Below are 13324 nucleotides of genomic sequence, written 5' to 3'. Positions count from 1 at the left end.
CCACTCAGCCGTGCGGCAGTACCACCGCGCGGCCGTTGATCTCTCCCGCGTGCAGACGCTCGTACGCGGCCGGTGTCTCCTCCAGGGAGAAGGTCTCCACGTGGGAGGAGACGAGCCCCTGCCGTGCCAGCTCGACGACCTCCATCAGCTCCACGCGGCTGCCCCAGTAGGGGAACGTCGCGGACACCTCGAACGGCAGACCGCCGCCGAAGCCGACCGCCAGCGTGCCCCCGCCGAGGCCGACGATGGTCACATCGCCCTCCGTCGCCACCGACGCGGCGGCGACGGCCAGCGTGGCCTCCGCTCCCACGAAGTCCAGCACCACCTCCGCTCCCACCCCGCCGGTGAGCTCCCGGATCCGGCCGGCCGCCGCATCGTCGGAGAGCAGCGCCTCATGCGCGCCGACGGTCGTCGCCAGCTCCAGCTTCTCCTTGCTCACGTCGAGGGCGACCACCCGGGCCGGCGTCAGCGCGCGCAGCAGCTGCACGGCCAGATGGCCGAGACCACCGACGCCGATCACGACCGCCGTGCTGCCCGGCACCAGCTTGGGCAGCGACTTCGCGATCGCGTGGTACGGCGTCAGCCCGGCGTCCGTGAGCGGTGCGGCCTGCACCGGGTCGAGCCCGTTCAGCGGCACCAGATGGCGGGGCGAGTCCACCAGCATGTACTCGGCCAGGGCGCCGGGCCGGCCGAGCCCGGGCGGCACGATGCCGAGTCCGGCGGCGTACGGACAGCAGTTCTCCTTGCCCTGCCCGCACTTGCGGCAGCGACCGCAGCCCCACGGGCCGTACACCGCCACCGCGTCGCCCTCCGCCAGCCCCTCGACCCCGCTGCCCACCGCCGCGACGGTGCCGGCCCCCTCGTGGCCGAGCGTCATCGGCAGCGCGTACGGGAACTGCTCCTCGGGCCAGCCCATGACCGCGAGGTCGGAGTGGCACAGCCCCGCCGCCGTCACCTTCAACAGCACCTGACCCGGACCGGGTTCGGGCACGGGAACCTCGACGACCTCGGGCGCCTGTCCCACCTTCCGGTACTGCACAGCCTTCATCATTCTTCGTTCTCCTTACTGGGGGCAGGCGCGGAGCCCTCCGTGGGAGCCTCGGGGGTGACGCCCGAGGGATTCCCCCTCCGGCGCCGCAGGACGGCCGGCAGGGTGATCCGGCCACCCGTCAGGACCAGCGCGACGATGAGGACCGAGCCGGTGAACAGGCTCGCGGCCCACGGGGCGCTGGTGGCGAGTCCGAGGCCGGTGACGCCCGTGCCGAGCAGCAGGACCGCGAGCACCGTTCCCCAGGCGTTGAAGCGTCCGGCGCGCAACTGCGTCGCCCCGACGAAGGCCGCGGCGTAGGCCGACAGCAGATACGGCGTGCCCGCCGTCGGCGATCCCGATCCGACCGACGACGCGAAGACGACTCCGGCCGCGCCGGAGAGCAGCGCGGAGGTCACCAGGGTCAGGAACCGCAGCCGGTCGGTGCGCACCCCCTGCAGCCGTGCCGCGTCGGCGTTGAAGCCGGTCGCGTACAACCGGCGCCCGGTGGCGGTGTGTTCCAGCAGGAACCAGATGGCCACGGCGGCGAGCAGCAGATACAGCACCGGCAGCGTGATCCCGCCCGCGTCCAGCTGGGCGATGCTCGCGAACGGTTCGGCCAGCAGTTGTACGCCGGTGATGGAGCTGTCGTTGGTGACCATGGTGATCAGCGACTGGATCAGCGCCCCGGTCGCCAGCGTGGCGATGAACGAGTCGACGCGCAGCACCACGACGACGATGCCGTTGGCGACCCCGATCAGCAGCGCGGCGGTCATTGCCAGGGCGATCGCGGCGGAGGGGCCGAGTCCGGCGGAGACCAGGAAGTAGGCGGTCAGCACGCTGGTCAGCGACATGGTGTAGGCGACCGAGAGGTCGAAGACCCGGGCGGCCAGCGGCGGAACGACGCTGAGGGCCACCAGCCCGGCCACGGCGTTGCCGTTGAGCACCTGCTTGACCGTGGTGGCGGTCGGGAACGTCTCCGGTGCCCAGACGGAGAAGAGCACGGCGATGACCAGCCACACGTACACGGCGCCGATGTTCCGGAACGACAGGGCGGCTGCCATGCGCCGGACCGGTGCGGCCGGGACGAGCCCCGGGGGCCGGTGCGACGCGGGCGGCCTGAGCGCCGCCGGCCGGGTCGGGGTGGATGTCATGTCACTCGGTTCCTTCCAGGACTCATGTCACTCGGTTCCTTCCGAGGCTCATGTCACTCGGTCCCTTCCATGGCGTGCACCAGCGCGGGTTCGGTGATGTCGCGGCCGCTGAGCTCCCGTACGATCCGGCCCTCCCGCACCACCAGGACCCGGGTGCACAGAGCGAGCAGGTCCTGGGTGTCGGAGGAGGAGACGATGACGCCCATGCCCTCACCCGCCTGACGCTCTATCAGGTCGTACAGCTGCAGACGGGTGGCGATGTCGACACCCGCCGTGGGCTCGCACAGCGCCAGCACCGGCGGGCGCTGTGCGAGGCAGCGGGCCATGACGACCTTCTGCTGGTTGCCGCCGCTCAGCGTGGTGATGCGGGCCCCGCGGCCCGCCGTGCGCACCCCGACCCGCTCGATCCACTCCTCGGCGAGGACCGACTCGCGGCGCCGGTGCAGCCGTCCGCCCCGGGCGCGGAGCCGCCGTAGGAGGGGGAGCGTGAGGTTCTCGCCGACCGAGAAGTCGCCGATCACCCCCTCGGCCGTCCGGTCGGCGGGGACCAGGGGCAGACCCAGCCCACCGGCGCGGCGCGCGTCGGTCCAGCGTTCGGAGCGCTCCGGCAGCCGCAGCCTGCCGCTCACCCGCCCGGTGTGGGCGCCGCACACCGCGTACGGCACGATCTCGTGGCCGGAGCCGACCAGCCCGGTGATGCCCAGGCGTTCGCCCCCGGCGAGGTCGAAGCCGATGCCGCGCAGGGGTCCGGCCCACAGGTCGCGGACCTCCAGTACCGCCGCGTCGGTGCCGGGCCGGGGCGCCGGGCGGTGGTCTGTCTCCGTCTCCTCGCCCGCCATCAGCTCCGCCAGTGAGCGCGGGGTGAGTTCGTCGACCCGGCGCGTGGCGATCCGGCGCCCGCCGCGGATCACGGTGACCCGGTCGGCGAGCGCGAAGATCTCGTCCATCCGGTGCGAGACGTACAGCACGCCGGCGCCGGCGTCGCGTATCTCCCGCACGATGTCGAAGAGCCGGGCCACCTCACCGGGCGGCAGCACGGCGGTGGGCTCGTCGAGCACGAGGACACCGCGGCGGCCCTCCCAGCCCTGGAGCGCGGCGGCGATGGCCACCACCGCGCGCTGGACGGGGGTGGCCGTCGTCAGGGGCCGGCGCACGTCGATGCCGAGGCCGAACCGTTCGACCAGTGCGGTCGTGCGCCGCTCCATCTCCGGCCAGCGGATGTTGCCGAGGGCCGTACGGGCGAAGCCACGGCTGAGCGCGAGGTTGTCGATGGCGCTCAACTCGCCCACCAGCCCCAGCTCCTGGTGGACGAAGCGGAGCCGGTCGTGCCGGGAGGCGGTGACCTGGCCGAGGTCGAACGGCTCGCCGTCGAGTTCGGCGACCGCTCCCGGCTCCGCGTGGTGGTATCCGGCGAGGATCTTGATGAGGGTGGACTTGCCGGAGCCGTTGGGGCCGATCAGGGCGTGGATCTCGCCCTGCGCGACCTCCAGATCGACGTCCTTCAGGGCCTGGGTGCCGCCGAATCTCTTCGACAGGGCGGACACCCGGAGCACCGGCCCGCTCAACTCAGGCCCCACAGCGCCTTGAACTGCGCCTGGTAGTCCTCGACGATCGGGAAGTCGCCGTCGGCGGAGGGCAGGTTGTCCTTGGTGACGAGCATGTTGGGCAGCTTCGCGTGCTGGTCCACGTCCATGGGCTGGCCGGTGAAGTGCCGGGCCAGCGCGTCGACCTGGAGCCATGCCGTCTCGTGGGAGTTCAGCGCCATCGCGCCGTCGGTGAGACCGCTCTGGATGTACTGGTAGTTCTGCGCGTCACCGACGTTGACGACGATGTGCTTGCCGGTGAGGCCGGCGGTCTTCAGCGCGGCCGGAACGCCCACGTTGAGCAGGCCGAGGGAGAAGACGACGTGGGTCACCTTCGGGTGCGACCGGAGGTAGGACACCACGCGGTCCGGCATGTCCTTGCCCACCGCGGTGATCGGCACGTCGACCTGGTCCAGGGGACAACCGTCGCACCACTTCTCGTACTTGGTGGCGAAGGAGTCCTTCACGGGCTTGAGGATCGTGTAGGCCGGGAGATCGAAGTAGACGGTGTTCGCCTTGGCGCCGCTGTTCGACACCACCCACGAGGCGAGCATCTCGCCCTGCACGGCGACGTCGTCCGGGCCGTTACTGAGCAGGGAGATGCCGTCACCGAGCAGGTCGTCGGCGTTCGACTGGAGGACGGGGATCTCGGCGGCCTTCAGTTGGGCCAGCTGCTTGGCGTAGACGGCGCGCGGGAAACCGGAGGCGACGACGGCGTCCGGCTTGTCGCGCAGGGCCTGCTCGTAGGCGGCCTGGACGGACTCCGGGGTGCCCTGGGTGGCGATCTGCTTCACCTTCCAGCCCAGCTCCTCGGCGGCCTCGGTGAAGAAGTCGGCGAGGTCCTTGCAGGACTGGACGCCGCACAGGATGAAGTCGATCTCCTTGCCCTTGGGGATCTTCTTGCCGACGGGCTCGGTGACGGGGATCGTGGCCGGGCGCTCGGAGAACTTCTTCAGCGCCTCGCGGGCCGCCGTCAGGCCGGGCGAGTCGGGTGCCGCCGCCTGTGAGCTGCCGGCGGCCGGAGTGGAGTCGCTACCGCAGGCCGCGAGGCCCAGCAGGGCGGTGACGGACACGATCGCGGTGACGGCGCGGCGGACCGCGCGACCGGGTGTGGAACTCATCGTTGAGTACTCCCGTGGTGTGGCGCCTGCGCTGCCGCGGTCCGCGTCGCTGCGCGAACGCGGCAGTCGGCTTCGGTCAGGCGGATCCCTGTGCCGCCCGGGACGGGACGGCGCGTGTGGGGGCTTGAGGGGAAGCGGGCTGCATCGGTCGCCGGCGTGGGGTACGGCGCGGGCCGTCGGGATGATCCCGCGGCGCTGTGTCCGGACGAGCGAAAGCCGACCCGGACGAGAAACTTATGAGGCACTACAGCCTCAAGTGCGTCGGAGTGTGACATGCCCCGGCGGGATTGGGGAGGGGGTCGCCGTAAGGAATTCCAGGCCCAGGGGCGAATTCCGCGATGACCTCGCCCTATGTGGCCCGGTCCAACGTCACGAGTGTTGCTCCGGGCCATGAGAGCTAACTACACTCACTCTAAAGTTTCTGCCGGAGGAGAGATGATGGACGAAACGTCGGAGTCGGGCACCGCACGGTGCCCAGGGCCCAGCGTCCAGGACTACCTCGACCAGGACAGCCGGCCTGTTCCCGCAGCCCTGAGATTCGAGCGGAACGATCACCTCGGCAGCGAGGACATCGACACCACCCGCTTCACCTCCCGCGAGTGGGCCGAACGCGAGATGCGACAGGTGTGGCGGCGCGTCTGGCAGTTCGCCTGCCTGGAGAGCGAGATCCCCGAGGTCGGCGACCACGAGATCTACGAGATCGGCGACGACTCGCTGATCATCGTGCGCACCGCCCCCGAGGAGATCCGCGCCTTCGTCAATGTGTGCCTGCACCGCGGCCGCAAACTGCGCACCGCCGGCGGCAACGTCGGCGAGTTCCGCTGCGCCTTCCACGGCTTCACCTGGAACCTCGACGGCACCATGCAGAGCCCGCCGTGCGCCTGGGACTTCCCGCATGTCGACCCGGAGAAGTTCGCGCTCCCCGAGGCCCGGGTGGCCACCTGGCGCGGCTTCGTCTTCATCAACATGGACCCCTGCGCGGAGTCCTTCGACAGCTATCGCGGCACCTTCGACGACTACTACATCTGGCCGCTGGAGAACCGTTACAAGTCGCTGCACATCGCCAAGGTGCTGCCCTGCAACTGGAAGATCGCGCAGGACGCGTTCATCGAGTCCTTCCACGTGATCGCGACCCACCCGCAGATGCTGCCGTGGCTCGCCGACGCCAACTCCCAGTACGACGTGATGGCGGACCAGCCGAACTGGAACCGGATGATCAACATCCAGGGCGCTCCCAGTCCGCACGTGGCCGACTCCGTCACGGAGGAGGACGTGCTGGAGACCTTCTACGACTCGCGCGCGTTCTACTCGGCGGCCCAGGGCCGCGACCTGGTACGGGGTGAGGGCGACGAGCTGCCCGCGATCCCGCCCGGCGGCACCGCCCGACAGGTCCTCGCCCAGCGGATGCGGGCGCAGCTGGAGGCCACCTCCAGCCAGGACTTCTCCCAGACCCCCGACACCGAACTGCTGGACGCCATCAACTACCTGCTGTTCCCCAACTTCAACCCGTGGGGCGGCGCCAAGTCCAACATCATCTACCGGTTCCGGCCTCACGGCCTGGACCCGGACTCCTGCACCGCCGAGATCATCTTCATGTCGGCCCCGAAGGAGTCCGGCGAGATGCCGCCTCCGGCGAAGATCCGCTGGGTGCCCGAGGACATGCTCTTCGCGGACATCCCCGAACTCGGCGTGCTCGGGCCCGTCTTCGACCAGGACTGCGAGAACCTGCCGTACGTCCAGCAGGGCCTGAAGGCGATGCGCAAGCCGGGCATCACCCTGGCCAACTACCAGGAGAGCCGTATCCGCCACTTCAACCGGACGCTCGACCACTGGATGGACAAGTGACCCACCGCGTCGCGGTCCGGCCCTCCGGCGAGGAACTCGATGTCCTGGACGGGGAGGACCTGTTCACCGCCGCCGGGCGGCTCGGCTACCGCTGGCCGACCCTCTGCGGCGGCAAGGGCACCTGCCGCACCTGCTTCGTCCGGATCGAGGAGGGCGCCGAGAACTGTTCCCCCGTGGACCCGCTGGAGCGCGAGGGCATCGAGGCCCTGCGCAAGCCGGTGGACGGCCTGACCCGGCTCGCCTGCCGGCTCCGGGTCGAGGGCCCGGTGACCGTGACCAAGCGCGGCGTACGCCGCCGAGTGCAGGAGTGAGGCCCCCATGTCCAAGCAAGTGATCCACCCACTGACCGGGCATGTGTACCGGCTCACCGAGGACGGTCTGGTCGAGGTGACCGACCCGAAGACCGGCGCGCGGGGCGTCTTCGACTTCCAGGCCCGCTGGCAGTCGGGCGAACTGCGCCACGCCGACCTGCAGATGGCCGGCTGGGTGGGCCGGCTCGCCCGGCGTCGCGGCCCCCAGCAGTCGGGCGAGTGACCCGGTGACACCCCGCACCACCCGGGTGGTCTGCCTGGTGCGCCGGCCCGACGGGGAGCCGGTGCCCGGTGACTTCGCCGTCGAGGAACGCCCGCTGCCGCCGCTCGGCGAGGGACAACTGCTCGTCCGCAACCTCTACATGAGCGTCGACCCGTCCATGCGCGGGCGGCTGGAGAGCACCGAGAAGCACTACACACACAACTTCACCCCCGGCTCGCCGCTCGACGGCCGGGCTCTCGCGGTCGTCGAGGAGAGCCGCTGCCCCTCGGTGCCCGCGGGCGCCTTCGTACGGCACCAACTGGGCTGGCGGGAGCGGGCCGTGCTGGACGCCGGGGACACCGACGGCGCGGATCGCATCGACCCGCGCCTCGCCCCGCTGCCCACCTGGCTCGGCCTGCTCGGCCAGACCGGCTTCACCGCGTACGTCGGCCTGACCCGGATCGCCGAACTCCGCCCCGGTGACACCGTCTTCGTCTCCGCGGCGGCCGGGGCCGTGGGCACTGCCGCCGGCCAGTTCGCAAGGCTGCTGGGCGCGGACCGGGTCATCGGCACCGCAGGCGGGCCCGACAAGTGCGCCCTGCTGGTGAAGGAGTTCGGCTACGACGCCGCCGCGGACTACCGGACCGAGCCGGTGCGTGAGGCGCTGGCCCGGCTGGCACCCGACGGTCTCGACGTCTACTTCGACAACGTCGGCGGTGAGCAACTCGCCGCCGCCCTGCACGCGCTGCGCACCGGTGGGCGGGTCGCCCTGTGCGGCATGATGTCGCAGTTCGGCGGCGAGCGACGGCCCGTGGACATCAACCAGTTGATCCAGGCCGTCCTCAAACGGCTGACGCTGCGCGGGTTCATCGTCCGCGACCACGACGACCTGCGGCCGGAGTTCGAGCGGCGGGTCGCGCAGTGGCTGGCCGACGGCCGGATCACCGCGCGCGAGACGGTCGTGGACGGCCTGGAGAACGCTGCCGGCGCGCTGCTGTCCCTGCTGGACGGCGGCAACGTCGGCAAGATGCTGGTACGGCTGGGCTGACACCGGCGAACTGAACGGCGCCCCCCGATGGGGGCGCCGTTCTTAGCGCATGGGGCGGGAGGCGGCGACGGTGTGCGCCGTCAGGGAGACCCCCACACGGGTCAGCCCCGCCACGGTCGCCCGGAAGTCCTTGATGTGCGCGGTGGAGAAGTGCTCGTCGAGGGCCTCCTGCGAGGTCCAGTGCTCGTACACCCGGATACGCCGCGCGTCGCCGGGGTCGGCGGTCATGGCGTAGTCCAGACAGCCCGGTTCCCGCTCGCGGGTGTGCCGGCCCAGCTCGACGAGGGCCTCCAGCATGGTGTCGCGGTCACCGGGTGCGTAGTCCATCCAGCCGGCGACGATGATTTCCTCGGCCACGGGGTTCCTTTCGCGGTCAAGTCGTCGGGCCCGCCGCCCCGGGCAGGGAGCGGCGGGCCCTCGGTGTGTGCTCAGACGCCGAGCGGCGCCGGGACGTCGTCCACGGAATCGACGGAGTCCACGGTGACCGTGCCCCGGTGGCCGTCGACCGTGATCACCATCCCGTCCCGCAGCCGCCTCGTCCCGCCTTCGACGGAGATGACGGCCGGGATGCCCAACTCGCGACAGACCACGACGGCGTGGCTGTTGAGCGCGCCCACGTCCACCACGGCCGCCCCGGCGACCAGGAACAGCGGGGTCCAGGCCGCGTCCGTGATCGGCGCGACCAGCACCTCTCCCGGCTCCAGCGCCTCGCACGAGGCCGGGTCGGTGACCACCCGCACCCTGCCGGTGTACGTGCCGTGGCTGCCGCCCACACCGCTGAGCACATCACCCTCGACCGCGGCCTCGGTGCGCTCCTCGGCGCACCGCGGCCAGCTGTCGATCTCGGTCCGGGCGTCGTCGGCGATGAAGAACGGCGGCTCCAGCTCGTGCAGCCCGGCGTACTCCTCCAGCCGCCGCGCGATGACCGGTCCGAACGGCTCCGGGTCGGCGACGTAGTCGTCGAGTTCGGTGTCCAGCAGCATCATCACGTCCCCCGGCTCGGCGAAGCGCCCCGCCTCGACGCCCCGGCGGCCGAGTTCGCGCACCGCCATGCGGATCTCGTTGACGACGGTCACACAGTTCGCCTTGGTGCGCTCGCGGGCCGGGATCCACACCTGGGAGGCGTGCATGCCGGCGTCGAACATCGGCTGCGCGTCCTCGGGCAGCGCGGCCCGGATCTCCCGCGCGGTCCGCTCGCGCCGCTCGGTCAGACGAGCCCGCCGGGCGGCCGGGGAGTCGTCGGCGGAGCTGTGCCGGATCCGGTCGACCAGCGCCAGTGCCTGGACCGGCGCCGCCTCCCACGACAGCGCGTGGATGTCCCACTCGTTGGGGCCGCGGTCGCCGGACGTGGCCAGGAACTCCTCGAACGCGTCACGGAACGCCTTCACGTCCCCGATCGCCCCGTCGAGCGCCCGTTCCACGGCGGCCGGACCCTCGTCGAACAGCGCGGTCAGCTCCGCCGAGGTCGCCACCTGGCGGGACAGGGTCCACAGCCCGTCCGAGGGGGAGGCCGAGTCGACGTCGCCGAGACCGCCGATGAGGTCCAGCATCGCGTCGGAGCGGTCCACGCTCGCGCACAGCGGTCCGAGGATCGCCGGTCCCACGGACGCGGGCAGCGACGACTCGACGTGCCGCTGGAACGTCGTCTCCACGTCGTCCAGCAGGGAGCGTGCGTGCGCCACCAACTCGGCGTCCGACAACCGGGCCAGGTCCGGCCGGTCGCGGCGCAGACGGCGCAACCGCTCCCGGTCGGCGTCGGCCTCGGGGAAGTTGGACAGGCCCAGCATCCGCTGGAGCGTGCCGCCGGCCTTGGCGGTCAGTTCACCGTCCTGGTCGTCGGGGTGCGCCACGTACACCGGAGTGTCGGAGCGCTGGCCGACGAACGCGGCGTCGATCTGGTCCGCCGTCTGCCCCATACGGATGCCGAACAGCCGCATGTGGGACAGGTTGAGGTAGAAGTAGCCGCCGAACATTCCGACGAACGGCGGTCGAGGGCCGGCCACCTCCTCCTCGCGGTAGATGCCGAAGCCGACGAAGCCCTTGCGCCAGCCGTGCAGGCCGCGCCCCCAGACCAGGGTCCAACCCAGCGGGCTGGCCGGCTCCGGCAGGGTCTCGCCCGCGTTGGCCCGGGTGTAGTGCGGCAGCCGCTCACTGCGCTGCCAGTCCGTGATCCAGCTCTTCATGCCCGAAGGTCTCCCGCCGTCCGTCCCCGTGCCTACCACTGCGCCGTACCGCCGTCGACGCTGATCAGCGTGCCCGTGATACCGGCGCCGACGTCGCTCGCGAGCAGCGAGGCGACCGCGGCGATCTGTTCCACGGTGGTGATCTCCTTGGTGGCGGCGTGCTCGGCGAACCGGCCCAGCCACTCCTCGTAGGAGATGCCCTCGGCCTCGGCCGCGGCCGGCCCGGCGGCGCGCATCAGGTCGGTGTCGACGGCGCCGGGGCAGATGGCGTTGCAGGTGATGCCCTGGGTGCCGTACTCGAAGGCGGTCGCCTTGGTCAGTCCGTGGATCGCGTGCTTGTTGGTGATGTAGTGGCTGATCGCGGGCTTGTTGGCCTGCTTGCCCTCGACGGAGGAGATGTTGATGATCCGTCCCCAGCCGCCCTCCAGCATTTTCGGCAGCGCGCGCCGGGTGCCGTAGAAGTAGGCGTTGAGGTTCAGCTTGAGGGCGTCGTGCCAGGCCTCGTCGCTGAGCTGGTGGACCGGGGCGAAGCCGGAGGTGCCGCCGGCGTTGTTGACCCAGATGTCGAGCCGGCCGAAGCGCTCGGCGGCGAAGTCGGCGAGGTTCTCGATGTCCTCCTGGCTGTTGGCGTCACAGGGGTGGAAGACGGCCCGGTCGCCGGCGCCGATCTCCTCCAGGGCCTGCTTGCCCTTGAGTTCGCTGCGGCCGCTGATGACGACCGTGGCGCCGTCGGCCAGGAACTGCTCGGCGATGGCGCGGCCGATGCTGCGCGTGCTGCCCGTGATCACCGCGACACGTCCGTCGAGGCTGCCCGAAGCCACCATGGTGTTCTCCCGCGAGTGTTGTTGGTTCGTCACCTGGCGGCTCTGTCGGCTGGGATGCCTTCGGCGTGTGTGTCCAGGCGCTGGTGGATGGTGCGGTGGAAATGCTGGAGTCCGGGCTCGTTGCGTCCGAAGACGAAGTCGGTCCCGTCGAGGGCGGCGAGGCCCTGCTGGACTCCGTAGGTGGTCGCGTAGTCCTCGTCGCGGACCACCTCGTGGAACCATTCGCCGAACCGGTCGGCGGCCTGGCGCTCCTCCTCGGTGACCGCCGGTTCCCGCAGCAGGATGATCTGCTGGGTCACCGACTCGGTGGCCGTCCGGGGGAGCACCAGGGAGACGGCGATCTTCTGCCGCCAGCCGCCGGCGATCGCCAGTCCGGGGAAGAGCCAGTAGATGGGGCCGACGCATTCCCCCGGGTCGCGCTGGTCCGGGGGCAGCTCGACCGCCTGCGCGATGGGACGCAGGGCCGGTGCGATGCGCTGGTGGGGGCCCCAGGTGTCGTGGGCCATCATGTTGGAGAGGTTCGTCTCGAACACCGTCTTGGGGTGCAGCGAGGCGAAGTGGTACGTCTCCAGGTACCCGTCGAGGGTGACCTTCCAGTTGGGGCTGGTCAGTTCGCCGGTGGAGTAGTGGTGGCACTCCGCCAGCCGCAGCCCCTCCAGCAGGGGCAGCAGATCACCCAGCCAGTCGTCCAGGTCGGGCTCGGCGGCCGGGTCCAGCGAGACGAACACGATGCCCGCCCGCTCGCCGGCCGGCAGCCTGATCAGGCCGCGGCCCTCGCGCGGGACCTCGCCGAAGGTCTTCTCGGCGTACACGCCCCGCAGCTCACCGGCCAGGTCGTAGGACCAGGAGTGGTACGGGCAGGTGAGCCGCCTCGACACCCCGCAGCCGGGTTCCACGAGCTTGGCCCCCCGGTGCCGGCAGGCGTTGATCATCGCGTGCACGGCGCCCTGCCGGTCACGGGTGATCAGCACGGGGATGCCGAGCACGTCGATCGCCTTGTAGGTGTTCGGCCCGGGAAGCTCGCAGGACATCGCGAGCGGCAGCGGGACACTCCGGTGGACGGCGTCCGTCTCCCGTCGCCAGCGGTCGGCGTCGAGATAGTTGGCGACCGGCTCCGTCCACTGGCCGTCCGCCTCGTGCGTCGTGCTGTCGCGGTAGTGCGTCAGCACGCGTTCGACGAGCTCGGCGGCCTCCCGCCGCATCGTCACGGACGCGGCGTCGGTGGACCGGTCCCGGCTGATCCACGAGGAGTACTCGGGGGTCGCGGGGGCCGGGGGCGGCTCGCGCCCGGCGTCCGTCTCCCGAAGCTCCGGTGAACTGGTCTGGACCACGATGTCCTCACAATCCCTCCCAGCCGCGAGCCGGTGACCGGCTTCGGAATGCGACAGCTGGGTTGTGTCCGAAACGACAACAGGACTTAGTGTGGTCTGTCAATAGAAAGTGGAGAAGTCGAGGCTCGGTGTCCCGTGGGGGTGCGTGTGGTGGTGATGACGCGGCCGTTCGAGGTGGGCGTGGTGGTACGGGACTTGGCGGTGATGGAGCGTTTCTACCGCGACGTGATCGGTTGTCGCGCGGTGCGCCGCTCGCGTGTGCCGGAGTCCGTCGGCGGACCGGCCGGGCTGGGCGGCGAGCTGGTCGTCGTCTGGCTCCAGGTGCCCTCCGGGGGGTGCGTCAAATTGCTTCTTCCCTCGTCGCCCGTGGCGCCGACGCCCGAGGCGCTCGGTCCGGCCGGGCGCATGGGGCTGTCGTATCTGACCTTCCACTTCGACGACATGGGGCCGGTGGTGGCGGCGCTGACGGCCGCGGGCGCCCGGCCGCTGTCGGACCCGGTCGTCGTCCCGGCGCGGGGGCGGCGCGTCAGCTTCTGGTCGGACCCGGAGGGCAACGTCGTCGAGCTCGTGGACGCCTGCGGGCAAGAGCCCGGTACTGGGCGTAGTAATTAGAGACGCTGTTCAGTAAGGTGCCCCGTGTTGGTTACTGTAGACCGGCACAAGTAAGTCCGATTGCTTGGCAACCTCCCTCGGGC

The 13324-nt window shown here is 71.0% G+C and carries 13 protein-coding genes; 5 read left to right on the top strand and 8 right to left on the bottom strand.

All coding sequences use genetic code 11. The annotated features are described in order from the left end of the window. Positions 1-4: 4 nt before the first annotated feature. Genes PUR53_RS20545 through PUR53_RS20530 form a run of 4 tightly spaced genes read right to left on the bottom strand, consistent with a single transcriptional unit; the run spans position 5 to position 4885 of the window. Entirely contained in the window at positions 5-1048 is a 1044-nt protein-coding gene (locus tag PUR53_RS20545) for an NAD(P)-dependent alcohol dehydrogenase (protein WP_329909238.1), read from the bottom strand. Further along, positions 1048-2181 carry an ABC transporter permease gene (locus PUR53_RS20540; protein ID WP_329909208.1) on the bottom strand — a complete coding sequence of 378 codons (1134 nt, stop codon included), beginning with the start codon at positions 2179-2181 and terminating at the stop codon, positions 1048-1050. Before PUR53_RS20540 ends, PUR53_RS20545 begins: the two co-directional genes overlap by 1 nt. A gap of 53 nt (positions 2182-2234) precedes the next feature. Then, positions 2235-3746 (bottom strand): sugar ABC transporter ATP-binding protein, encoded by a 1512-nt coding sequence (locus PUR53_RS20535; RefSeq protein WP_329909206.1) that lies wholly within the window; start codon positions 3744-3746, stop codon positions 2235-2237. Next, positions 3743-4885 carry a substrate-binding domain-containing protein gene (locus tag PUR53_RS20530; protein WP_329909205.1) on the bottom strand — a complete coding sequence of 381 codons (1143 nt, stop codon included), beginning with the start codon at positions 4883-4885 and terminating at the stop codon, positions 3743-3745. Before PUR53_RS20530 ends, PUR53_RS20535 begins: the two co-directional genes overlap by 4 nt. Before the next feature lie 435 nt (positions 4886-5320). Here PUR53_RS20530 and PUR53_RS20525 point away from each other — a divergent pair, with 435 nt between their 5' ends. From PUR53_RS20525 to PUR53_RS20510, 4 genes are read left to right on the top strand one after another with little or no spacing between them, the layout of a single operon-like run. After that, a complete protein-coding gene (locus PUR53_RS20525) occupies positions 5321-6730 on the top strand; it encodes an aromatic ring-hydroxylating oxygenase subunit alpha (protein ID WP_329909204.1) in 1410 nt (469 codons plus the stop codon). Beyond that, positions 6727-7041 (top strand): 2Fe-2S iron-sulfur cluster binding domain-containing protein, encoded by a 315-nt coding sequence (locus tag PUR53_RS20520; RefSeq protein ID WP_329900652.1) that lies wholly within the window; start codon positions 6727-6729, stop codon positions 7039-7041. Before PUR53_RS20525 ends, PUR53_RS20520 begins: the two co-directional genes overlap by 4 nt. Before the next feature lie 7 nt (positions 7042-7048). Further along, on the top strand, positions 7049-7264 hold the full coding sequence (locus PUR53_RS20515; protein WP_329900651.1) for a transposase: 216 nt from the start codon (positions 7049-7051) through the stop codon (positions 7262-7264). Positions 7265-7268: 4 nt separating this feature from the next. Further along, entirely contained in the window at positions 7269-8291 is a 1023-nt protein-coding gene (locus tag PUR53_RS20510) for an NADP-dependent oxidoreductase (RefSeq protein ID WP_329909202.1), read from the top strand. 42 nt (positions 8292-8333) lie between these two features. Here the strand turns inward: PUR53_RS20510 and PUR53_RS20505 are convergent, their stop codons facing one another. The 4 genes from PUR53_RS20505 to PUR53_RS20490 form a co-directional block, all read right to left on the bottom strand. After that, entirely contained in the window at positions 8334-8648 is a 315-nt protein-coding gene (locus PUR53_RS20505; protein WP_329909201.1) for a putative quinol monooxygenase, read from the bottom strand. A 71-nt stretch (positions 8649-8719) separates the two neighbouring features. Then, positions 8720-10474, bottom strand: coding sequence for a PEP-utilizing enzyme (locus PUR53_RS20500; protein ID WP_329909200.1), 1755 nt, complete (start codon positions 10472-10474; stop codon positions 8720-8722). A 32-nt stretch (positions 10475-10506) separates the two neighbouring features. Next, positions 10507-11298 (bottom strand): SDR family NAD(P)-dependent oxidoreductase, encoded by a 792-nt coding sequence (locus tag PUR53_RS20495; protein ID WP_329900647.1) that lies wholly within the window; start codon positions 11296-11298, stop codon positions 10507-10509. Positions 11299-11327: 29 nt separating this feature from the next. Then, entirely contained in the window at positions 11328-12629 is a 1302-nt protein-coding gene (locus PUR53_RS20490; protein ID WP_329900646.1) for an aromatic ring-hydroxylating oxygenase subunit alpha, read from the bottom strand. Positions 12630-12785: 156 nt separating this feature from the next. On the opposite strand from PUR53_RS20490, the gene PUR53_RS20485 reads away from it, so the two are divergent. Continuing rightward, a complete protein-coding gene (locus tag PUR53_RS20485) occupies positions 12786-13241 on the top strand; it encodes a VOC family protein (protein ID WP_329909198.1) in 456 nt (151 codons plus the stop codon). Positions 13242-13324: the final 83 nt, after the last annotated feature.

Source organism: Streptomyces sp. SP18BB07 (assembly GCF_036322545.1).
GTDB lineage: Bacteria > Actinomycetota > Actinomycetes > Streptomycetales > Streptomycetaceae > Streptomyces > Streptomyces deccanensis.
The sequence above is the reverse complement of the archived record's forward strand: the minus strand, read 5'-3'. Positions and strand labels throughout refer to the sequence as shown.

Bases quoted from the DNA above. Each gene is read 5' to 3' on its own strand.
- PUR53_RS20540 (WP_329909208.1), bottom strand. From the start codon at position 2,181: ATGACATCCACCCCGACCCGGCCGGCGGCGCTCAGGCCGCCCGCGTCG.
- PUR53_RS20485 (WP_329909198.1), top strand. From the start codon at position 12,786: ATGACGCGGCCGTTCGAGGTGGGCGTGGTGGTACGGGACTTGGCGGTG.
- PUR53_RS20495 (WP_329900647.1), bottom strand. From the start codon at position 11,298: ATGGTGGCTTCGGGCAGCCTCGACGGACGTGTCGCGGTGATCACGGGC.
- PUR53_RS20545 (WP_329909238.1), bottom strand. From the start codon at position 1,048: ATGAAGGCTGTGCAGTACCGGAAGGTGGGACAGGCGCCCGAGGTCGTC.
- PUR53_RS20530 (WP_329909205.1), bottom strand. From the start codon at position 4,885: ATGAGTTCCACACCCGGTCGCGCGGTCCGCCGCGCCGTCACCGCGATC.
- PUR53_RS20515 (WP_329900651.1), top strand. From the start codon at position 7,049: ATGTCCAAGCAAGTGATCCACCCACTGACCGGGCATGTGTACCGGCTC.
- PUR53_RS20500 (WP_329909200.1), bottom strand. From the start codon at position 10,474: ATGAAGAGCTGGATCACGGACTGGCAGCGCAGTGAGCGGCTGCCGCAC.
- PUR53_RS20525 (WP_329909204.1), top strand. From the start codon at position 5,321: ATGATGGACGAAACGTCGGAGTCGGGCACCGCACGGTGCCCAGGGCCC.